The sequence below is a fragment of the Beijerinckia sp. 28-YEA-48 genome (assembly GCF_900104955.1).
GTDB lineage: Bacteria > Pseudomonadota > Alphaproteobacteria > Rhizobiales > Beijerinckiaceae > Terripilifer.
Genome location: NZ_FNSI01000001.1, coordinates 1352927 through 1374251 on the forward strand (window position 1 = coordinate 1352927; position 21325 = coordinate 1374251).

Annotated in this window: 19 protein-coding genes; 11 read left to right on the top strand and 8 right to left on the bottom strand. The window is 60.3% G+C overall.

Features of this window, described 5'->3' with window-relative positions; genetic code table 11:
* Positions 1-6 precede the first annotated feature (6 nt).
* A complete protein-coding gene (locus tag BLW50_RS06325) occupies positions 7-939 on the bottom strand; it encodes a LysR family transcriptional regulator (protein WP_090699074.1) in 933 nt (310 codons plus the stop codon).
* Between the two features lie 398 nt (positions 940-1337).
* Between BLW50_RS06325 and BLW50_RS06330 the strand changes: the two genes are divergently transcribed.
* From BLW50_RS06330 to BLW50_RS06345, 4 genes are all read left to right on the top strand, one after another.
* Positions 1338-2408 (top strand): LLM class flavin-dependent oxidoreductase, encoded by a 1071-nt coding sequence (locus tag BLW50_RS06330; RefSeq protein ID WP_244544442.1) that lies wholly within the window; start codon positions 1338-1340, stop codon positions 2406-2408.
* An 86-nt stretch (positions 2409-2494) separates the two neighbouring features.
* Positions 2495-2911, top strand: a complete 417-nt coding sequence (locus BLW50_RS06335) for a Rid family hydrolase (protein WP_090699080.1) — start codon at positions 2495-2497, stop codon at positions 2909-2911.
* Complete coding sequence (locus tag BLW50_RS06340) at positions 2911-3513, top strand: NADPH-dependent FMN reductase (RefSeq protein WP_090699083.1); 603 nt, start codon at positions 2911-2913, stop codon at positions 3511-3513. The genes BLW50_RS06335 and BLW50_RS06340 overlap by 1 nt, the downstream gene beginning before the upstream one ends.
* A 268-nt stretch (positions 3514-3781) precedes the next feature.
* Positions 3782-4144 (top strand): helix-turn-helix transcriptional regulator, encoded by a 363-nt coding sequence (locus BLW50_RS06345; protein ID WP_090699087.1) that lies wholly within the window; start codon positions 3782-3784, stop codon positions 4142-4144.
* Between the two features lie 85 nt (positions 4145-4229).
* Here the strand turns inward: BLW50_RS06345 and BLW50_RS06350 are convergent, their stop codons facing one another.
* The 4 genes from BLW50_RS06350 to BLW50_RS06365 all read right to left on the bottom strand — a co-directional run bounded on the left by BLW50_RS06350 (position 4230) and on the right by BLW50_RS06365 (position 7675).
* Positions 4230-4820 carry a class I SAM-dependent methyltransferase gene (locus tag BLW50_RS06350; protein ID WP_090699090.1) on the bottom strand — a complete coding sequence of 197 codons (591 nt, stop codon included), beginning with the start codon at positions 4818-4820 and terminating at the stop codon, positions 4230-4232.
* An 8-nt stretch (positions 4821-4828) separates the two neighbouring features.
* The gene (locus BLW50_RS06355) at positions 4829-5356 is read right to left on the bottom strand and encodes a CinA family protein (protein WP_090699094.1); all 528 of its coding nucleotides are present in this window, start codon (positions 5354-5356) and stop codon (positions 4829-4831) included.
* 139 nt (positions 5357-5495) lie between these two features.
* A complete protein-coding gene (locus BLW50_RS06360) occupies positions 5496-6368 on the bottom strand; it encodes an alpha/beta hydrolase (RefSeq protein WP_170850017.1) in 873 nt (290 codons plus the stop codon).
* A gap of 119 nt (positions 6369-6487) precedes the next feature.
* On the bottom strand, positions 6488-7675 hold the full coding sequence (locus BLW50_RS06365; protein ID WP_090699101.1) for a bifunctional 2-C-methyl-D-erythritol 4-phosphate cytidylyltransferase/2-C-methyl-D-erythritol 2,4-cyclodiphosphate synthase: 1188 nt from the start codon (positions 7673-7675) through the stop codon (positions 6488-6490).
* Between the two features lie 176 nt (positions 7676-7851).
* Here BLW50_RS06365 and dusB point away from each other — a divergent pair, with 176 nt between their 5' ends.
* From dusB to hflX, 7 genes are all read left to right on the top strand, one after another.
* A complete protein-coding gene (gene dusB, locus BLW50_RS06370) occupies positions 7852-8778 on the top strand; it encodes a tRNA dihydrouridine synthase DusB (protein WP_244544443.1) in 927 nt (308 codons plus the stop codon).
* Positions 8779-8811: 33 nt separating this feature from the next.
* Complete coding sequence (locus BLW50_RS06375) at positions 8812-9936, top strand: two-component system sensor histidine kinase NtrB (protein ID WP_090708790.1); 1125 nt, start codon at positions 8812-8814, stop codon at positions 9934-9936.
* Between the two features lie 34 nt (positions 9937-9970).
* Positions 9971-11461 (top strand): nitrogen regulation protein NR(I), encoded by a 1491-nt coding sequence (gene ntrC / locus BLW50_RS06380; RefSeq protein WP_090699106.1) that lies wholly within the window; start codon positions 9971-9973, stop codon positions 11459-11461.
* A 287-nt stretch (positions 11462-11748) separates the two neighbouring features.
* A complete protein-coding gene (locus BLW50_RS06385) occupies positions 11749-14004 on the top strand; it encodes a sensor histidine kinase NtrY-like (protein WP_090699108.1) in 2256 nt (751 codons plus the stop codon).
* 30 nt (positions 14005-14034) lie between these two features.
* Positions 14035-15402 (top strand): nitrogen assimilation response regulator NtrX, encoded by a 1368-nt coding sequence (locus BLW50_RS06390; protein WP_090699111.1) that lies wholly within the window; start codon positions 14035-14037, stop codon positions 15400-15402.
* A gap of 238 nt (positions 15403-15640) precedes the next feature.
* Positions 15641-15895 (top strand): RNA chaperone Hfq, encoded by a 255-nt coding sequence (hfq, locus tag BLW50_RS06395; RefSeq protein WP_090699115.1) that lies wholly within the window; start codon positions 15641-15643, stop codon positions 15893-15895.
* A gap of 95 nt (positions 15896-15990) precedes the next feature.
* Positions 15991-17346 carry a GTPase HflX gene (gene hflX, locus BLW50_RS06400; RefSeq protein ID WP_348272783.1) on the top strand — a complete coding sequence of 452 codons (1356 nt, stop codon included), beginning with the start codon at positions 15991-15993 and terminating at the stop codon, positions 17344-17346.
* A 21-nt stretch (positions 17347-17367) separates the two neighbouring features.
* Here the strand turns inward: hflX and BLW50_RS06405 are convergent, their stop codons facing one another.
* Genes BLW50_RS06405 through BLW50_RS06415 form a run of 3 tightly spaced genes read right to left on the bottom strand, consistent with a single transcriptional unit; the run spans position 17368 to position 21325 of the window.
* On the bottom strand, positions 17368-18474 hold the full coding sequence (locus BLW50_RS06405; protein WP_170850396.1) for an ABC transporter permease: 1107 nt from the start codon (positions 18472-18474) through the stop codon (positions 17368-17370).
* Positions 18471-19601, bottom strand: a complete 1131-nt coding sequence (locus BLW50_RS06410) for an ABC transporter permease (protein WP_090699123.1) — start codon at positions 19599-19601, stop codon at positions 18471-18473. The genes BLW50_RS06405 and BLW50_RS06410 overlap by 4 nt, the downstream gene beginning before the upstream one ends.
* A complete protein-coding gene (locus BLW50_RS06415; RefSeq protein WP_090699125.1) occupies positions 19598-21325 on the bottom strand; it encodes an ATP-binding cassette domain-containing protein in 1728 nt (575 codons plus the stop codon). The genes BLW50_RS06410 and BLW50_RS06415 overlap by 4 nt, the downstream gene beginning before the upstream one ends.

Genomic DNA, 21325 nt, shown 5'->3' on the forward strand with positions numbered 1-21325 from the left:
CGGGAATTAGCTCAGCTTGGGCAAGCCAGCGGTTTTCACGATGCAATCGATAAGTGCTCTCGCTGCCACCGACGGTGGCCGTCCTCGCCGGGTCGCGAAGCCATATGTCGTATGCACTTGGTAGAGATCCGGTCGCATGACCCTCATCTCGCCACGCTCAACCCAATATCGTGCGAAGTGCGCCGGGAGAAAGCCGACATAGTTGCCCGTTAAAACGAGCATCGCCATCGCCTCGATATGAAAAGCCTCGACCGCTGTGACGTCCGATTTCTGGCCCAGGAGAAGCGGCGCTTCATCGTACCATTTCGATGAGTACGACGTATTTCGAAGATCGTCGTCCGTAATATTTTTATCGTCTATGTCAAATAGCCGATGCCTGCTCCCGCAATACAGGTAGCTCTTTTCCGACACCAAGGGGATGTAGTCCAAATTTTTTGAATAGTCGTGAACGGATGTTATCGCGATATCCAGGGCATCGTCGATAATCATTTTTTCTATTTCACTTGGATGAAATACAAATATCGACATCTTAACATTTGGATTGGCGCTCGTAAAAGCTCTGAAGCCCTCAGTCAATTTGAGCTCTCGATAGTTTATAAAAGAATCGAGGAAGGCAACTCTTAGAGAGCCGCTGGCTGAATCATTTAGGGACTCCATCTCTTCTTGAAAATTGCCAACAGATTTCAGCAACTGAGCGGTCGCGTGATAAACCTTGGCACCGTCGTCAGTCAGCTTGAAGCCGCCGCGGCCCCGTTCACATAGGCGCTTGCCCAACCGTGTTTCGATGCTGGTGAGATGTGTGCTGATCGTCGAGCGACTTATACCCAGCCGCAGCTCGGCAGCGGCAAGCCCTCTGCATTCCGCCACAGCTTGAAACACCCGAAGCAATCGTAGATCGAGGTCGCTTAGCCGACCGAGCTTGGCCTTGCGTTTACTCAATTTATCGCCTCGTTTCGTCGTTTGTCAGCGCACCCACACAGACTTGCATCAAGTTGCATCGATATAGGGAGCGTAGCGCCAGACTTTTCTTTCAGCCTTCCGGGGCCGCCCAGCCGTACCCATGTCGATCCCCATGCCTACAGCCCATAACAGGGCAAATCCGAGACAACAATGATTGGCAAGAATTGTTGGCAAGTGTCCATTGTTTGAGAGTTAGCAAACGTAGCTTCCAAACTTCTTGATCGAACGAACCCCACACCCTGTCTAGCCTGCACTGCGTTTCCAAGCATGCAGGGAGAGGGTGGCCACCAATGCTCCCCTGCAATCCGAGCCAAAACTCTTGAGGGGGAGCATAAGTGACGCCCGTGCATCAGGACAAGGTCAGAACGGAAGTCGGCGTGTTTCTGCCGGTCTTCAGCGGAGGGTGGATAAAATCCACGACGTCTCCCAAACTGTCGGGATCCTATCGCGACAATCTCGCGATTACTTTGTCCGCGGAGGAAATGGGGTTCGACTTCGCCATGAGCGCCGCTCTATGGCGAGGCTACGGCGGCGAATCCCAATCGGCGAAATATTCGCTTGAATCGATGATGTGCATGGCCGGATTGGCGCAGGCTACGTCCCGCATAAAGATCTGGGCGACCGCGCATATGATGATGTGGCCGCCGACCATCGTCGCCAAGATGATCGCGACCCTCGATCAGATCGCCGGCGGCCGGATCGGTCTCAACGTTGTTACCGGCTCGAAGCCGCCGCTGATGAGGCAAATGGGGCTCTGGCAGGATTTGCGCCATGACGAGCGTTACGATCTCGCCGATGAGTGGGTGCGTCTTGTGCGGCGGATTTGGAGCGAAGAGAGCGTGACCCACAAGGGGCGGTTTTATCAAACCGAAGACTGCCTCATTCATCCCAAACCTTCGGTCACGCCAACAATCATATGCGCTGGCATGTCGGATCGAGGTTTCCGCTTCACCGCGCAGAACTGCGACGTGGCTTTCATGTCGGCTCAAGACAACGCGAAGTTCTACGAACGCGCCTTGCGGGCCAAAGAGATAGCCGCCGAAGTCGGCAATCCCAAACTCAAAACCTTCGGCCTCTTTCCGTTGATCATCGGCGCGACCGATAGGGAGGGACAGGAAAAGCTCGACATGTATAACGCCGGAGTCGATCGAGCCGCGGTGCTTCAAATGATGGAGGACCTCAACGACGACAAGGATGTCCAACACAATGTGGGGTCAAAGGTCTTCATCGACCAGGCCAAAGCATTGTCGGCGGTGATGTCGAATACCATGGCGGGTTCGGCCGAGACGATTGCGCGGCGCTTGGCGACCACCGTGCAGGAAGCCAAGCTCGATGGGATCATGATCATCCTCGCTGACTACGACGCCGATCTTACAGCGTTTGGACGGAAGGTTCTGCCGGCGATGCGGCAGCATGGCATCACGACCAACGTCGCGTCTGCCGCATGACAAAGCCTGGTGGTCGATAAGACAACACTATGTACCGGCGGGCTTCGAAACAGTCCAGTGAAGCAATGCAGTTACGGAGATGACAGTTGACGAAAGAGAGCACTGTTAGATTGCCAAAGAAATGGGCCAGCGAAAATTGGCAGGATGCATGGGTTCCTGGCGTCAAGGCAGGAAACATTCTCTACATTTCAGGCATCACGGCTTCCGATCCCGACGGAACACCGGTTGGCGTCGGGAACTTTCGAGAGCAGGCCATACGCTGTTTGGACAAGCTGAAAGACGTCGTCGAACGGGGCGGCGGAACACTCGACGAGGTCGTGAAGCTTACAACCTACATGGCGCCGGGCGTTGGGCCAGAGTCAGTCAACGAGTATTTCAACATCCGCAAGAGCTACTTTAAGGAGCCGCCCGCCAGTACGGGATTTAACGTCAACGCATTGGCAAGACCCCAATACCTTCTTGAGATCGATGCCATCGTGCATCTGATATCAAAGAGGGATTGATGACTGTTGTCATAATTTCTGGGAGTCCACGACCTGGTTCGCAATCCCGGCGCGTAGCGGATTTCATCCGCCACCGCCACACTGCCATGTTCGACAGGGTATCCATTGAACTTATAGATCTCTTCGAACTTGCGTTACCTTTTTGGACAGGAGAATTTTCTGCGCATCCGTTCACCGATCAATCGTCAAAGTGGCGCAGCGTGTCGGATATGTTGGAGCGGGCGGAATCTCTGATCGCGGTTGTTCCCGAGCACCACGGAATCGTTCCGCCGGCCTTCATGAATTTGCTTCTGCACTGCCGATATGAATTGGCGCACAAGCCCGGCCTTATTGTTTCGGTGTCGGCCACGGACGGCGGAGCTTATCCGGCTGCCGAACTGCGCGCCGCCGCGACTAAAAATAATCGGATCTGCTGGATTCCGGAACAGGTGGTCGTCAGAAACGTGAAGCAGGCTTTGAGCGACACCAGTGCGAATCCATCCGATCGCGTGAAAGCCCGCATAGATTACAGCCTGACACTTCTCGATCGGTATCGTGATGCGCTGAAGGCGGTCAGGAAAAGCAGAGTCATTGATCACGCAACATTCGCGTTTGGCCTTTGAAATACGCGGCAACTTTTTTTTCGCACCATCTACATCGAGGCGTTGCCAGAGGCTCGTCTGAAACTCGCAACTCAGTCGTGTATGTCGATTTGAATCCACTGTCCCGAATTCGAAAGAGAAAGAATCCTCTCAATATGCGGATCGTTTCGTTTCTCGACAGGATCGTATCCTTGGTTGGTACGCCACCGAATGGGATCGCCTCCCGGATGCGCGGCGTATTGCTCGGCCAGCCATTTGAAAGGTTCGCTTCCAGGCTGGGGGCTCGCGCATGATCGAGAGAGAAATCTACAGCGGATTTGGAAACTCTGTAGCCTCACACCGTAAAGCGATTGGTTTGACTCAGGCCGAGTTCGCCAAGAGGGCGAGGATGACTCGCGTCACCGTTGCGAACATTGAAAGCGGACAACAAAGCGTCCTTCTTCATCAAGCCTATATCCTCGCCGCGGCACTTGGCATTGTCACTGTGGCTGATTTGTTGCCTCCTCTTCGGGAGAGCTCCCTTGAGGAGGGACCCAAAGTGACACTCTCAAAGCAGACGTTTGCGGAGCAGGAAGGCGCCCAAGTGGCTGAGCTCGTCAGCAATGTGCTGGGCGCCTTGTTCCCCAGTCAACGGTCAGATCGGGATCGCTGACGGCCGGGATCGCCCGAGGACGGTCGTGCTCGTCGTGAAGACGGAAAGCACACTGCACCTGATGTTTTTAAAGCCCGGCTGCCATTCAACCGGGCTTTTTGGCAACCAGACGATGGATGATCTTGCCGGATGAAGCGCTGACCACCTCTTCATCGAGCAGCAATGTGGTCGCCGACAGGGGCGCGCGCACAAGCGCTGCATTGAAGGCGGCATAGAGCCTGCCATGTTTGTCGCGTTGGTCGACTGCCGGCGTGACGCGCCAGCTGAGATAAAGAATGCCGCCTGGTCGCAGAATATCGAGCAGCCGCCGTGTCGCTGGCGTGATGTCACCGTGACCGAGATGCATGATCACGGTTTCGCACAGCACGTTGTCGAAACTCGCCGATGCGATCTCCGGCAGGCCCGGCAGCTCGGCATGGCTGAATGTGAGATGCGGATACCGCCGCCGCGCTTCCTCCAAAAGACCGTCCGACGCATCAAAACCCTGCGCCGGAAAGCCATTGGTGGTGAGCCAGGCCGTGTCACGGCCGGAGCCGCAGCCGATATCGGCGGTTATTCCTTTGATGAAATAGTTTTGGACAATGACGTGGAGATCGCTCGGTGGCGGCTGGTCGTGCCAGTCCTGAGCGAAGACGGCAGCATCGCTATCGTAGGCGGAGAGCGTTTCGCGATCCATGAACCATCTCAGCGTGGTTGCGTGTCGGCGACGCGCGCGGCCTGACGTTCCAATAAGTTGAACGCGAAATCGACGGCGGCAAGGCGGATGGCCCTGCGGCCCAGATCTTCGAAGCGCTGCTCGGAATGAAGGGTTTCGCCATCGCGGCGGGCGGCGGCGAAATGGACGAGCCCGACCGGCTTCTCGTCGCTGCCACCGCCGGGACCGGCGACGCCGGTGACGGCGATGGAGATGTCGGCGTTCGAATGAGCGAGGGCGCCCTCGGCCATGGCGATCGCCACCGGCTTGCTGACCGCGCCATGTTCGACGATCAGATCGGCCGGCACGCCGATCATCTCGTTCTTGCCGGCGTTGGAATAGGTGACGAAACCACGTTCGACCACATCGGAAGAGCCGGGGATTTCGGTGAGTAGACCGGCGATCAGGCCGCCGGTGCAGGATTCAGCCGTGACCAGTTGCAGTTTGAGAGCACGAAAGGCGTCGAGCAGGGCTGCCGCCCGGTCCATGCGCTTCTGCGAAAACGGCTGTTCAGACATACAGGCTCCTCAAAGCATTTTCAGGCGAAGCAGGCTCCGCTTCGTGTGCAGAAAATGCGTCAAATAATAGACCTTCAGCGAAGCTCATCGCGGATGAAAGCTTTGAGAAGCCGGCCAAGGTTGGGCCTATATACGCGTTTCATCGCGCCTGGGCTGCAAAATCGAGCTGTTCGCGTTGAAATTTGGCGCCGCAGAGGTGGTAGTCGATGCAATGTCCGGCATCTTTGGTGATCGCCGCATCGACGCGACCGGCGGATGTGAAGAGAGCTGCGAAGCCGTCGATCATGGCCTGATCCATGAGCCATAGCTTTTCATATTCGCCTTGCCGATAGTGGACCGGCACCTGGACGTTGGGCGCCAGAGCGGGCAGGCGTTGTTGCCACCCCCCGGTAATGTCGGTCAGCTCAGAACGAGGAACCGTCGTATTGGCGATATGGCTGGCTGCGGGCATGTCTGCGGCGAAGGTGCCTTCGGGGCCGAACATCACCTGATCTTTCATCGGCGTGGGCAACTCGACGAGATACTGCGGCGGAAGATGCGCGTAGTTTTCCGCGTGGTCCGGCGGTGTTTTGAGGCCAACCCCGGAAATGGCGATCCCGGTCAATTTCCACGCGGGCTGGAGCGCAGCCATGGTCACCGTAATCGCGCCACCGATGGAGTGACCAATCAGGAACACGGGCGCGTCCGGACGGCCGAAATCGCCCAGCAACTCGGGAATGCATGAATTCAGATATTCCGCGTTCTTGTGGATGAGATCAGGCGCATCATCGAGGGGCGTGGAGACGCCGTATCCTGGGCGATCGACAGCTATGATGTCGAAACCTTTGGCAAGGGCCTGATCGAGGAGGGAATAGTTTGGAACGTCGAAGTAAGCGCTCGAATAGGTGCCGCCGTGAATCGCGATCACAACCGGCCGGCTCACCGCCTCGGGCTTCGTCGACCGTGCGCGGCGTCCAGCAAGTTTGGTCCGGTTCTTCGTTGATGTCTCGAAGAGTTGCACAATGCTGTTCACGCTCATCCTCCCCCAATCGATGATCCGCGAAGGTAGCAGGGAGGAGTCCGTGCGGGAGATACCAGTTTTTCCAAACTGATGCCTTCCAAGTATCGTTCCAGTATCGTTCGCGATAAATCTCAGGGCAGGCGAATGGTGGCCGAGGCCTGGGCGGCGATGCCCTCGCGCCGGCCGGTGAAGCCCAGTTGCTCGGTGGTCGTCGCCTTGACCGAAACCCGGTCGATCGCGAGGTCGCAGATCTCGGCGATGGAACGGCGGAGCGCATCGCGGTGCGGGCCGATTTTCGGCGCCTCGCAGATAACCGTGGCGTCGAGGTGGGCGATCATGCCGCCGCGCGCCCGGACCAGCCCGACGGCGTGTTCGAGGAAAATGCGCGAGGCGGCGCCGCGCCATTGCGGATCGGACGGCGGGAAGTGGGAGCCGATGTCGCCATCGGCGAGGGCGCCGAGCAGCGCGTCGGTCAGGGCATGCAGCAGCACGTCGGCGTCGGAATGGCCGGTTAGGCCCTGGCCGTGCGGGATGGCAAGACCGCCGATGGTGACGTGATCGCCCGGTCCGAAGGCATGGACGTCGAAACCGGTACCGGTGCGAATGTCGGGCAGGGCGGCGAGGAGGCGGGCTTCGGCCAGGATGAAATCCTCCCTGGTGGTCAGTTTGATGTTGGCGGGATCGCCGGGAAAGGTCGAGACCTCATGCCCGGCCCAGAGCGCTACGGCGGCATCGTCGGCGAGGTCGGTGATGCCGGCGGCCTCGGCCTTGAGATGGGCGTCACGGATCAGCGACAGATGAAAGACCTGCGGCGTCTGCACGGCGCGCACTGTTGTCCGGTCAACGGAGGCGACGATCTTGCCGGCCGGATCGACGCTTCTGAGGGCATCGGCGATTGGCAAAGCGGGTATCACGGCACCGCTTTTTACAACTGAAGCGAGCGATGATGATATTAATTTTATACTTACAAAAGGCCGTGCAATATCATGAATAAAAACATTTATTTTATCATCATTATCTTCATGTATTGCTTTAAGTCCGGCCAGTACGCTTTGCTGTCGTGTTGCTCCGCCGGGCACGGGCGCGCGCAGCCGTTGGGCGCGTGACAGCCGCGCTGCTGCCTCGAACTGGACTGTGTCGTCAGGGTGGATCACCGGATAAATGTCGGCGTCCGGCAGGGCGTCGGCGAGGGCGTTGAGGGTATGGGTCGCGACCGGCAGGCCGGCAAGCAGCAGATACTGTTTGGGCAGGTCAAAGCCAGCGCGTGTGCCGCGCCCCGCCGCCACCAAAACCACTGCCGATTTCGTCGCCACCATCATGTCACCTCTGGCGAGGGTCTGCGGTGTTTGACCGCTGGCGTCAATGTAGATTGTGACTTGGTCAGTCAACCTGATTTGGTTATAATGTGTGCATGAGCTCAGATGCACATCAATTGTGCAGTCCCTCCCTTCACGTCGGAAGTCTCCTTCTCGACGGCCGCGCGCTGCTCGCGCCGATGTCCGGTGTCACCGACGTCGGTATGCGGCGCGTCGCCATGCGCTTTGGCGCCAGCGCGGTCGTATCGGAAATGGTGGCGTCCGATGACTACGTGCGCGGCGATGAGGAGAGCCGGCTGCGCGCCGAGGGCGAGGGTGTAAAACCCCACATCGTCCAGATCGCCGGTTGTCAGCCCTATTGGATGGGCGAGGCGGCGCGGCTGGCGGAAGCGTCCGGCGCCGAGGCGGTCGATATCAATATGGGTTGCCCGGCCAAGCGGGTCACCGGCGGCTATGCCGGCTCGGCGCTAATGCGCGATCTCGACCTGGCGCTCGGCTTGATCGAGGCCACGGTCAACGCCGTCCGCATTCCTGTCACTCTGAAAATGCGGCTTGGCTGGGATGCCGACGCGTTGAACGCGCCGGAACTGGCGCGCCGTGCAGAAGCGGCTGGCGTGAAGCTGATCACCGTCCACGGCCGCACCCGTCAGCAGTTCTACAAGGGCCGCGCCGACTGGAGCGCCATCGCGCCGGTGCGCGAGGCGATTTCGGTGCCTCTGGTCGCCAATGGCGATTGCGACGGCCTGGATGATGCCCGGGCCATGCTGGCGGCATCGGGCGCCGATGCGGTGATGATCGGCCGCAGCGCCGTTGGTCGCCCCTGGCTGGTCGGCGAGATCGCCGCCGGTCTGGCAGGGCGGGAGCCGCAGGACATTGCGGTGGAAGCGAAGGCCGCGGCAGCCGTCGAGCACTTGCAGACCCTCTTGGCGACGATGGGGCCGCGAACCGGCCTTCGCCATGCCCGCAAACATCTTTCCGCCTATGCGCAGCATGCGGGCGCGCCGGAGGCGCTGCGGCTGCAACTGGTGACGACCGACAATGCCGCCGAGGCGGAAGAGCTTTTGCGGCGCGCGTTCGAGACTTCTCTCGTCGCCGCCGCTGCCTGATGACGACTTCACGGATGAACCATGGATGATGGAATGAGAGCCGATCGGGAAATGGGGCGGGCTGGCGCTTTCTCCGAGCTGATCCTGAACGCCCTGCCGTACCCGGTGCTCTGCATCAACCGGTCGGGCGAAGTGCTTGATCTGAACAATGCCGCAGAGCAGTTCTTCGAGCTTGGCGCGGCGCATCTCCTGCGCAGCAAGATCGCCGATCTGCTGCCGCCGCGCTCGCCGGTTCTGGCGCTGATCGACGACGTGCGTCGGCGTGGTTCAGTCGTCAACGAATATCGCGTCGAGATCGGCAATCCGCGCCTCGGGATTGAGCGGATTGTCGATATTCACGCCGGCCCGCTCAGCGATGATGATGAAAAAATAGTCATTATGCTTCAAGAACGGACAATCGCCGACAAGATGGATCGGCAAATGACCCATCGCGGCGCCGCCCGATCGATCACGGCGTTGGGGGCCATGCTGGCCCATGAGATCAAAAATCCGCTTTCGGGCATCCGCGGGGCAGCTCAGCTGCTGGAAACCGACCTTGAGGATGAGGGGCGGGCGCTGACTCGGCTGATCTGCGAGGAAACCGACCGGATCGTGAAGTTGGTCGATCGTATGGAGGCTTTTTCCGACGGCCGGCCGATCGAACGCGAAGCGGTCAATATCCATATGGTCTTCGACCATGTGAAACGGGTGGCGCAGGCCGGTTTCGCCCGCCACATCCGCTTTGTTGAGAATTTCGACCCGTCGCTGCCGCCGGTTTTCGCCAATCGCGATCAATTGATCCAGATTTTCCTGAATCTGGTGAAGAATGCCGCTGAAGCGATTGGCGAACATGCCATCGAGGGCGAAATCGAATTGATGTCGGCTTACCGGCCTGGGGTGCGTATTCGCGGCCAAGGCGCGGGAACGAGCGTAGCTCTGCCGTTGGAGTTCTGTGTCCGCGACAACGGGCCTGGGGTTGCTCCGGAAATCTCTGAACACCTGTTCGACCCGTTTGTGACCAACAAAGCATCAGGAACTGGCCTCGGACTTGCACTGGTAGCGAAAATCGTTCGGGATCACGGCGGGATTGTCGAATGCGATCCGCAGCCGCGCCGAACGACCTTCAGGGTCCTGATGCCTGTGTACGCGCAGCAGGACGGGCGGCATTCCGAGCCTTAGTTGAGGGGCCCGGACTTATGAGGACAAGGCCTTGATGGCGACCGGGAATATCCTAGTAGCAGACGACGACACCGCAATCCGAACGGTGTTGAGCCAGGCCCTTTCACGCGCCGGTTACGAGGTGCGGGTGACAGGCAATGCATCGACCTTGTGGCGCTGGGTGCAGGCGGGAGAGGGCGATCTCGTGATCACCGACGTGGTGATGCCCGACGAGAACGCCTTCGATCTCTTACCGCGTATCAAGAAGATGCGTCCCGAACTGCCGATCATCGTGATGAGCGCGCAGAATACATTCATGACCGCGATCCGTGCCTCCGAGCGCGGGGCCTATGACTATCTGCCCAAGCCTTTCGATCTGAAGGATCTCGTTGCCATCGTCGGTCGGGCGATGAGCGAACCAAAGACGAAGCCGGCGCGGGAAACGCCGGAAGAAATGGAAGGCATGCCGTTGGTCGGCCGTTCGCCGGCCATGCAGGAAATCTACCGCACCTTGGCGCGGTTGATGCAGACCGATCTGACGGTGATGATCAACGGCGAGTCCGGCACCGGCAAAGAGCTGGTGGCGCGCGCGCTGCACGATTACGGCAAGCGCCGCAACGGGCCGTTCGTCGCCATCAATATGGCGGCGATCCCGCGCGATCTGATCGAAAGCGAATTGTTCGGCCACGAGCGCGGCGCTTTCACTGGCGCCAACGCCCGGTCGGTCGGACGTTTCGAACAGGCTGAAGGCGGCACGCTCTTCCTCGACGAGATCGGCGATATGCCGATGGAGGCGCAGACGCGGTTGCTGCGCGTGTTGCAGCAGGGCGAATATACGACGGTGGGCGGGCGCACGCCGATCAAGACCAATGTCCGCATCGTCGCGGCCACCAATAAGGATCTGCGCGTTCTCATCCAGCAGGGCCTGTTCCGCGAGGATCTGTTCTTCCGTCTTAATGTCGTGCCGCTGCGCTTGCCGCCGCTGCGCGAACGGGCCGAGGACATTCCCGATCTCGTGCGCCATTTCTTCAAGCTCGCTGCAGCCCAGGGCCTGCCGCTGAAGTCGGTGGACAATGCGGCGATCGAGCGCCTCAAGCGTCACCGCTGGCCAGGCAATATCCGCGAGCTGGAAAACCTGATCCGCCGTCTCACCGCGCTCTATCCGCAGGAGGTGATCGGCGAGCATCTGGTCGAGACGGAACTCGCGGTTGACGCGGCGCCGATGGAACGCGGCGGCGCGCCGGCCAATTCGGCGGCGCCAGCACAGACCTCGGCCGGCGACCGGGAGCCTGAACGCGGCCAGCGCCTGTCGATCGCGGCCGAGCATTACCTGGCCGACCTGTTCAAGCAGCACGGCGATAACCTGCCGCCGGCCGGGCTCTACCATCGGATTTTGCGCGAGATCGAGGTTCCGCTGCTCACGGCTGCACTTGCCGCGACCCGTGGCAACCAGATCAAGGCGGCGGACCTTCTTGGTCTCAACCGCAACACGCTGCGCAAGAAAATCCGCGATCTCGACATCCGGCTGCTGCGCGCCTCGCGGTAAACATCGGAAAAGCGTTTCAAAACAGAGACCCGGGAGCAAGGTGCATTTCTATCGAGATGCATTTTGTTCCCGTTTGGCAACATCCAGGAGAAATGCACGGGACAACCTGATTTGGTCGTCTCGCAGCCCTGATTTTGTCGCAATCCAGCAACACCGTTGCATTATTGCAACGAGCGCGATTTGATCCGCTTGTTGGACGGCTGCGATTCCTTTTCCGCTGGCTCCCCGCTCGCGGCAAATCTTTGGAATTGCCTTTGAAATTCTTGCCTTTGAGATTTTGCTGATTAATGACGGTGCAGCGGGAAACGGAACAAGTGATCGGCCCCGAGCGCCACGATCGACGGATCGTGAGCCGGCTCGGCGCCTTGGTCGTGAGTTTGGCGCTCATTTGCGCCCTCGCGACCCTTTTGATTTTTGCCGATTACACGCCGATCTCGCCGACCAACGAAGTGGTCGTCACCCTGCTGTTGACCAATGCGGGGCTGGTTTTCATCCTCATTCTGTTGTTGCTGGCCGAGTTCTGGCGGTTGATCGCTGCCCGGCGGGCCCAGGCGGCCGGATCCGGCGTCCATATCCGGATGGTGGCGCTGTTCTCCTGCATCGCTGCCTTTCCAGCGATCCTCATCGCTTTCGTTGGTTCCGTGACATTAGACCGGACACTGAACCCGGCCTTTCTTCAGGACGTGCGCGGCTTTATCCAGAACACCTCGGAAGTGGCCCGGGTGTTTCGCGAGGCGCAGTGCCGCTCGCTCCTGCAAGAGGCGAGCTTGACGGCGAGCGACCTCGACCGGGTTAATCCGCTCTATCAAAGCAACAAGGCGCTGTTCCGCGAATTTTTCTCCGCCCGGGCCCGCACACTTGGCTTCTCGACGGCGGTGATGATGCATAGGGACGGCACCGTCACCGAATATGGCACTGGTCAGGATTCGCGCGTCGTCACGCCCGAGGCGACCGATTTCGACGATGCCGCCAAGGACGAGCCGCTTTGCCTGATCCTCGACGAGGGCAAGACCTTCGTGGCGCTCCGCAAGATGGAGAGTTTCCCTGACAGCTTCATCTATGTGGCGCGTGGCATCGACCCGTTGGCCAATGAATTTCCGGCGCAGGCGAACAATCTGAACTCGCTCTACAACGCCTATGATGGCCATCGCCGCAACATCCAGATCGCCTTCGCCGCCATGTTTGTCACGGTGGCACTGATCACCCTGTTATCGGCGACCTGGCTCGGCCTGTCCTTCGCCAACCGGCTGGTGATGCCGATCCGACGATTAATCACCGCCACCGACCAGGTGTCGGAAGGCAATCTCTATGTGCAGGTGCCGGTGAACTCGCATGATGGCGACCTTGGCCACCTCGGCGAGACCTTTAACAAGATGACGTCGGAACTGCGCCTCCAGCAGAATAGTCTCATTGCCGCCAGCCGTCAGAACGACGAGCGGCGCGTCTTTACCGAGGCGGTGCTGTCGGGCGTGCCGGCAGGCGTCATCGGCGTCGATGCAGCCGGCAATATCCTGGTTCTGAATTCCTATGCCATGCGCTTTATTGGCGATGGCCAGGAGGGCGATACCACTGAAATTGTCGGTCAGCCGATCGCGCAAACCGTGCCTGAACTGGCTGATCTCGTCACTGCGGCGCTGAATAGCCCGCTGCGCAATTATCAGGGCCAGATCGCGTTGAGCCGGCGCGGCCGCGAACGGACGATCAATGTGCGCGTCACCTCCGAGCAGAAGCAGGAGGGGAGTGGCAATCATGTCATCACCCTCGATGACATCACCGATCTCGTCACCGCGCAGCGCACCTCCGCCTGGGCGGATGTGGCGCGCCGCATCGCGCACGAGATCAAGAACCCGCTGACGCCGATCCAGCTTTCAGCGGAACGGCTGCAACGCAAATACGGCAAGGTGATTGTCGAGGACCGCGCCGTGTTCGACCAATGTACGGCGACGATCATCCGCCAGGTCGACGACATCAAACGCATGGTCGACGAATTCTCCTCCTTCGCCCGCATGCCCAAGGCCCGTCTGCAAGTGGACGATCTCGGCGAATGCGTGCGTCAGGTTCTTTTCCTGATGCGTGTCGGTAATCCCGATGTGGAGTTCGCCGAGGAATTGCCGGCGCAACCGTTGAATGTGCATTTCGATCGCCGGCTGCTGTCGCAGGCGCTGACCAACATCATCAAGAATGCGACCGAAGGCATTGCCGCGATGGACGAGAACAAGCCGGAGCACCCGCGCATTCTCGTTCGCCTGACCCGCGATGACGACGATGTGATTTCCGTCGACGTCATCGATAACGGCAAAGGCTTCCCGCACGAAAATCGGCAGCGCTTGCTCGAGCCCTATATGACGACCCGCGCGGAAGGCACCGGTCTCGGCCTGCCGATCGTCGGCAAGATCATGGAAGACCATGGTGGTGGTATCGAATTGCTCGATGCGCCCGATGGTCAGGGCGCGTGGGTGCGTCTGTATTTCCGTGAAGGAGAGGCCGCCGCCAAATCCGAAGATTCAGGCGCTGCGCGCGAAAAAACGCAGGCCGCACCATGACACTGCAGTGTAAGAACGGACGGAACAATTATGCCCGCTGACATATTGATCGTCGATGATGAAGCCGACATACGCGAAGGCGTATCCGGCATTCTAGAAGACGAGGGACATGGCACGCGCTCGGCTCGCAATTCCGAGGAGGCGCTTGAGGCCATTGCGGCACGCCGGCCGCAACTCGTCTTTCTTGATATTTGGATGCAAGGCTCGCGGCTGGACGGGCTGCAATTGTTGCAGGTGGTCAAAGAGCAGCATCCGACCTTGCCGGTCGTGATGATCTCGGGCCACGGCAATATCGAGACCGCCGTGTCGGCAATCAAATTTGGCGCCTATGACTTCATCGAGAAGCCGTTCAAGGCCGATCGGCTGGTGCTCATCGCTGATCGCGCATTGGAAAATTCGCGGTTGAAGCGTGAGTTGACCGATCTGCGCGCCCGCGCTGGCGCCACCAACCGGATCGTCGGCAAGTCGTCGATGATGAACCAGCTGCGCCAGCAGATCGAACGGGTCGCGGCCGCCAATTCACGGATTCTCGTCACCGGCGCGCCTGGCACAGGCAAGGAACTGGCGGCGCGTGTTGTCCATGAAGCGTCGAACCGCTCGTCGGGGCCATTCATTGCCATCAATGCCGCCAATATCATGCCGGACTCGATGGAGACCGAATTGTTCGGCGTCGAAGGCGGCGATGGGCGCAGCCGTAAGATCGGCGCTTTGGAAGAGGCGCACGGCGGCACGCTCTATATCGACGAAATCGGCGACATGCCGCGCGAGACCCAGGGCAAGATCCTGCGTGTGTTGATCGACCAGAATTTTCAGCGTGTCGGCGGTTCGACCCGCGTCCATGTGGACGTGCGGATTGTCTCCTCGACCAGCCGCGACCTGGCGCTCGCCATTGCCCAGGGCACGTTCCGCGAGGACCTGTTCCATCGTCTGGCGGTGGTGCCGCTGCGAGTGCCTTCGCTCAGCGAGCGGCGCGAGGACATCGGCGAGTTGGTCGAGTATTTTCTCGAACAGGTGGCGATCACCAGCGGTATGCCGCGCCGGCGTATCGGTCCCGACGCCATGGCCATTCTCCAGTCGCATGACTGGCCGGGCAATATCCGGCAGTTGCGCAACAACGTCGAGCGGCTGATGATCCTGGCCACCGGCCGGCCGGAGGACGAGATCACGGCCGACATGCTGCCGGCCGAAATCGGCGCCCTGGTGCCCTCGACCCCAAATGGAGCGGGTGGGGAGAAGCTGATGGGTCTGCCGCTGCGCGATGCGCGCGAGGTGTTCGAGCGCGAATATCTGGTGGCGCAGATCAACCGGTTCGGCGGCAACATTTCACGCACAGCCGAGTTCATAGGCATGGAACGGTCGGCCCTGCATCGTAAATTGAAGTCCTTGGCCATTGAATGATGGTTAAATCGACGGTCAAGCTATTGAATTAATTGAACTGCGCGAGAAGGCCGAAATCGGGAACTGTCGTGGACAACGCTTTAAATCGGATGGTTTGGACAGATTATCCATCCAAAGAGAACTTGCGTTGTGAAACCGGCTGGGCCTTAACTCGAACAGATGGGGAATGACGTTTCCATGATTCAGCGGTTGATCGTGGGGCGACATATCATGAAAGAGCAGGAGCGAAGGATATACAATGGCGGGAGAACGCGCACAAAACCTTCAAGACACGTTCCTAAACTATGTCCGTAAGAACAAAGTGCCTCTGACGATTTTCCTGGTGAACGGCGTGAAACTCCAGGGCGTGGTCAGCTGGTTTGACAATTTTTGCCTTCTGTTACGCCGCGATGGGCATTCGCAGCTCGTCTACAAACATGCGATCTCCACCATCATGCCTGGTGCGCCGATTCAAATGTTCGAGCAGGGCGAGGAGGGGGGCGGAGCGTCCTGAAGCGAGCCAAGTCCGAGTTACAAAGGGTCACGTTCGGCGCCAACACCAACGTTGAGCCCCAAGGCCGAGATCCCGATGCGCCGACCCGCGCATTGGTGATCGGTCCTTATCTGAACGAGCGTAAAGCTGCCTTCGATCCAGCGACTGGCATTCGGCCGCCCTCCGGGCGGTCGGTGGAAGCGCGTCTGGACGAAGCGGCAGGCCTTGCGCGCGCCATCGACCTCGATGTGGTCGCGGCCGAAATCGCCATGCTGTCGAAGCTGAAGCCGGCGACCTATCTGGGCACTGGTAAGGTCGAGGAATTCGCCGCTCTCGTCAAAGAGAAAGACGTCGAGATCGTCATCGTCGACTGCGCCTTGTCGCCGGTGCAGCAGCGCAATCTCGAAAAGGAATTCGTTGCCAAGGTCATCGACCGCACCGGTCTTATTCTGGAGATTTTCGGGCGTCGCGCCCGCACGCGCGAAGGTGCGTTGCAGGTCGAGCTGGCGCATCTGGCCTATCAGCGATCGCGGCTCGTGCGCTCCTGGACCCATCTGGAACGCCAGCGCGGCGGCTTCGGCTTCCTCGGTGGTCCTGGCGAAACCCAGATCGAAGCTGACCGTCGGCTCATTCAAGAACGTATCCTCAAGATCGAACGCGATCTGGAAGGCGTGAAGAAGACGCGCGGCCTGCATCGCGCCCAACGCCAGGCTGTGCCTTATCCGGTGGTGGCGCTGGTTGGTTACACCAATGCCGGCAAATCGACCCTGTTCAACCGGCTGACGCGCGCCGAGGTTTTGGCGCAGGACATGCTGTTTGCGACGCTCGATCCGACCTTGCGCGCGGTGGCGCTGCCGCATGGCGAGAGGATCATGCTGTCCGATACGGTCGGCTTCATCTCCGATCTGCCGACCCAGCTTGTCACCGCCTTTCGCGCCACGCTCGAGGAAGTGATCGAGGCCGATCTGGTGCTGCACGTGCGTGATCTCTCCCATGAGGACACGGAGGCGCAGAGCACCGATGTGGAACAGGTGCTGCGCGACCTCGGCATCGATCCTAATGACGGTCATTTCGTCGAGATCTGGAACAAGATCGATCTGCTCGATCCCTCCCAGGCGGACGCCTTGCGCACCAGCGTCTCGCGCCGTCCGCTTGAAGAACGTCCCTTCGTCGTTTCGGCGCTGACGGGCGAGGGCATCGACGATCTGCTCGCCGGGATCGAGGCACGGCTCTCACGCGATCATGTGACGTTTGAACTGCGGCTTGGACCGCAGGAACAAGATCAACTCGGCTGGATCTATGACAACATGCAAGTGCTGTCGCGCGATCACGACGAAGACGGCGCCGTGCATTTCAAACTGCGCGTCGCGCCCGACATGATCGATCGGTTGGAACGCCGCATGCCGCAGGCAACCCGCGTGGTGGTCCGACAACCAGCGCGCCGCCGTCCGCGTCGACCCGCAGCTGAATAGTTGAAGAATGGCTTGGCGCGCTCACTCCATGCGGGCGCGAAACAGGATGGCCGAGGCGGTCAAAGTGATCGCGGCAATGATGATCAGCGGCCAGGTGTTGGCCAGCACGTCGAGCGCCGGCATGGCCTTCAGGAAGATCCCTTCACTGACGATAAGGAAATGTTTCGGCGGATTGGCCTGTGCCAGCACCTGCAGCCAGCCGGGCATATTGTCGACGGGGCTGGCATAACCTGACAACAAGGTTGCCGGCACGGTGACCAGAAAGACGCCGAGAAAAGCCTGCTGCTGCGTCTGCGCCAGCGACGACACCAGCATGCCGACGCCGACGAGCGCCAGCAGGTAGAAAGTCAACGCCAGATAGAACAGCGGGACCGAGCCGGTGAGTGGTACGCCGAAGGCAAGGGGTATCAGCACCAGATAAAGCGACGCGTTGAACAGGCCGACGAGGAAAGGCGGCACCATTTTGCCGATCAGGATTTCGTGGACGCGCAAGGGCGAGACCATGAGTTGATCGAAGGTGCCCAGCTCACGCTCGCGCGCTACTGACAGCGCCGTGATGCCAAGGCCGGATACGGTGCTGATGATGACGATCAGCGCCGGCATGGTGAACCACAGATAGTCGAGGTTCGGGTTGAACCAGTTGGTGATGACCGATTGTGAGCGAGGCGCATCGATAACAGGCGCGAGCGACGCTCCCATTTCGGCAGTGATGCGCTCGATATAGCCGGAGACGATCTGTGCGGCGTTGGAGCGGCGACCGTCGAACACGGCCTGGATGATCGCCGGGCGGCCGGCCGTCACATCGGCGCTGAAGCGCTGGTCGATCGAGACGGCGACGATGACGCGTTGATTGTCGATGGCGCTGCGCAATTCCTCGGGCGATCGGAGCCAGACGATGCCGCGGATATTGGGGCTGCCAGCCAAGCGCTGCACGAATTCCGTGCTCCAGGCGCCGCTGTCGCGATTGTAGACGCCGACGTCGATATTCTTGACTTCCAACGTCGTCGCAAAGCCGAGGATGAACAATTGCACCAGCGGCGGCACCACCAGAATGACGCGGGCTCGGGGATCGCGCAGGATCGCCCACATTTCCTTGATGATGAGCGCGATGATGCGACCCCACATCAGGTGATCCTCCGGCGGGTGGCGCGGATGGCGAGCACAAAGAAGAAAGCGCCGAAGCCGAGCAGGATCGCGATATCGCGCAGGAACAGGCCCCAGAGATCGCCGACGGCAAAGACCGTCTGCAGCGGCGGAATGACATAGCGTGCCGGCACCGCATAGGTGATGAATTGGATGATCCGCGGCATCGAGGAGATTTCGAACAGGAAGCCGGAAAGCAGCATCGCCGGCAGAAAGGCCGAGAGCAAAGCGACCTGGCTGGCGACGAACTGGTTCTTGGTGACAGCGGAGATCAGCAGCCCTTGACCTAGGGCCGGCACCAGAAAGGCCGACGCAATGGCGAGCAGGGCCAGCGCCGAACCGAGGAACGGCACGCCGAAGACGAAGATCGCGATGAGCGTGCAGATGGTCATCGAGCAGAGCCCGAGAACGAAGTAGGGAATAACCTTGGTCGCCAGAAATTCCGGCATGCCGATCGGCGTTGCCAGCAAAGCCTCCATCGTGCCGCGCTCCCATTCACGCGCGACGACCAGGGCGGTGAGCAGCGTGCCGATCATCGTCATGACGATGGCGATGGAGCCCGGCACCAGAAAATAGCGGCTGGTCAGTTCCGGATTGAACCAGAAGCGCTGGGCGAGACTGATGGGCGGCAGCGGCTGCACGCCGCGTTCGCTGGCGAGGCCCGCCGCCCAGCCAGCGCGGATGCCTTCGGCATAGGCGGCGACGAAGCCGGCGGTGTTGGGCATGGAACCGTCGGTGATGACCTGTACGGACGCTGGCTCGCCGCGCCCGTCGAGGCGGCGGCCGAAGTCGGGTGGAATGACGATGATGCCGCGAATGGCGCCGGCGACGAGATCGGCCTTCAGCGTCGCGACATCGCGGGCGCCGGTGATCTCGAACCAGGTCGAGCGTTCATAGGCGGTGGCGAGACTGCGCGCCTGGGCGCTCGTGTCCTGCAAGGCGAGGCCGATCTTGATCCGCGTCGTGTCGAGCGACACGCCATAGCCGAAGAGGAAGAGCAGGATCATCGGCAGCACGAAAGCGATCAGGAAAGTCGAGGGATCGCGCAGGATTTGCAGCGTCTCCTTGACGAGGAGCGCGGTGAAGCGTTGCCGGGAGAAGGCTTGGCTCATGCGGCCTCCCGTTGCTTGTCGGATTCTTCGATCAGGGTGATGAAGGCACCTTCCAGAGTTGGATCATCGAGCCCGGCTTTTGCCGCCGCCTGCGATTTGAGATCGTCGGGGGTGCCGATGGCGATTTCCGCGCCGCGATAGATGAGCGCGATACGGTCGCAATATTCCGCCTCGTCCATGAAATGGGTGGTGACGAGAACGGTGACGCCGTGCTCCACCAGGCCGTTGATATGGGTCCAGAACTCACGGCGCACGATCGGATCGACACCGGACGTCGGTTCATCGAGAAATAGCACCGGCGGCTGATGCATGACGGCGCAGGCCAGCGCCAGCCGCTGTTTGAAGCCAAGCGGCATGGTCCCGCTATTGGTCGAGAGATAATCCTTCAGATGAAAGATCTCGACCATGCGCTCGATCGCCTCGCGCTGCCGCGCGCCGGTCAGTCCATAGACACCGGAGAAGAAATTCAGGTTCTGTTGGACGCTGAGATCGCCATAGAGCGAGAATTTTTGCGCCATATAGCCGAGCGATTGGCGCGCCTCGGCGCGTGCCTTACGCAGATCATGGCCGGCGACGCGGCCACCGCCTGAGCTGGGCGTCAGCAGGCCGCAGAGCATTTTGAACGTGGTCGATTTGCCCGCGCCATTGGGGCCGAGCAATCCAAAAATCTGGCCACGGGGAACCGAAAAGCTGATGTCGCTGGCGGCGGTGAAGGCGCCAAACCGCTTTGTTAGCTTCTCCGCGATGATGGCCGGTTCCTGTGTGTCAGGGATCGTTCGATAGGCTTGCGCCAGGATGCTGGTGCCGGACGGGCCACCGCCGAGAATATCGACAAAGGCATCTTCGAAGCGCGGCGCCGTCGGCTCGATGCGGGAGTCGCTTGGCGCGCCGAAGGCGGCGGGGGCAGGGGCGCCGACATCTGGTTTCATCACCAGGCGCAACGACGCGCCCTGGACGGTGCCGTCGGTGACATCCTTGTCGTTGAGGGCGCGCTCGAGCAGTTTGCGGCGGCCGTCGGCGCCGGCGAAGACGCGATAAACCCGGCCCTGGATCTGGCCGGTGAGACGCGCCGGCTCGCCCGCATAAAGCAACTTGCCTTCATTGAGCAGGAAGACGGTGTCGCATTTCTCCGCTTCGTCGAGATAGGCGGTCGACCACAGCACGCCGATGCCTTCGCCGGCGAGATTGCGTACCATGGTCCACAATTCCCGCCGCGAGACCGGATCGACGCCGACGCCCGGTTCGTCGAGCAGAAGCAGTTTCGGCGCTTTCACCATGGCGCAGGCCAGACCGAGCTTCTGCTTCATGCCGCCCGAGAGCTTACCCGCTAAACGCGTGCGGAAACGGTCGAGATCGGTGAAGGCGAGCAGCTCATGAAAGCGTGCTTCTCGTTCGCTCACCGGCAATCCACGGAGATTGGCGTAGAGCGAGAGGTTCTCGATGACGCTGAGATCTTCATAGAGGCCGAAGCGCTGCGGCATGTAACCGATATCAGCCCGATCGGCGTCAACGGCCGCAACGTTCTGCACTTCCACAGAACCGCCGTCGGGATCGAGCAGGCCGGCGAGCAGGCGGATCAAGGTAGTCTTGCCGGCGCCGTCGGGGCCGACGAGCCCGGTCATCCGCCCGGCGATGATGTCGATGGAGACCGCGTCGAGTGCCGCCGCAGCGTTCTTGCTGAAGCGTTTGGTGACGGCGCGTGCCGTTGCGACGAGGCCGTCCAT

Bases quoted from the DNA above. Each gene is read 5' to 3' on its own strand.
- BLW50_RS06340 (WP_090699083.1), top strand. From the start codon at position 2,911: ATGACTGTTGTCATAATTTCTGGGAGTCCACGACCTGGTTCGCAATCC.
- BLW50_RS06345 (WP_090699087.1), top strand. From the start codon at position 3,782: ATGATCGAGAGAGAAATCTACAGCGGATTTGGAAACTCTGTAGCCTCA.
- BLW50_RS06350 (WP_090699090.1), bottom strand. From the start codon at position 4,820: ATGGATCGCGAAACGCTCTCCGCCTACGATAGCGATGCTGCCGTCTTC.
- BLW50_RS06355 (WP_090699094.1), bottom strand. From the start codon at position 5,356: ATGTCTGAACAGCCGTTTTCGCAGAAGCGCATGGACCGGGCGGCAGCC.
- BLW50_RS06365 (WP_090699101.1), bottom strand. From the start codon at position 7,675: ATGATGGTGGCGACGAAATCGGCAGTGGTTTTGGTGGCGGCGGGGCGC.
- dusB (WP_244544443.1), top strand. From the start codon at position 7,852: ATGTCCGGTGTCACCGACGTCGGTATGCGGCGCGTCGCCATGCGCTTT.
- BLW50_RS06375 (WP_090708790.1), top strand. From the start codon at position 8,812: ATGAGAGCCGATCGGGAAATGGGGCGGGCTGGCGCTTTCTCCGAGCTG.
- ntrC (WP_090699106.1), top strand. From the start codon at position 9,971: ATGGCGACCGGGAATATCCTAGTAGCAGACGACGACACCGCAATCCGA.
- BLW50_RS06385 (WP_090699108.1), top strand. From the start codon at position 11,749: ATGACGGTGCAGCGGGAAACGGAACAAGTGATCGGCCCCGAGCGCCAC.
- BLW50_RS06390 (WP_090699111.1), top strand. From the start codon at position 14,035: ATGCCCGCTGACATATTGATCGTCGATGATGAAGCCGACATACGCGAA.
- hfq (WP_090699115.1), top strand. From the start codon at position 15,641: ATGGCGGGAGAACGCGCACAAAACCTTCAAGACACGTTCCTAAACTAT.
- BLW50_RS06410 (WP_090699123.1), bottom strand. From the start codon at position 19,601: ATGAGCCAAGCCTTCTCCCGGCAACGCTTCACCGCGCTCCTCGTCAAG.
- BLW50_RS06415 (WP_090699125.1), bottom strand. From the start codon at position 21,325: ATGGACGGCCTCGTCGCAACGGCACGCGCCGTCACCAAACGCTTCAGC.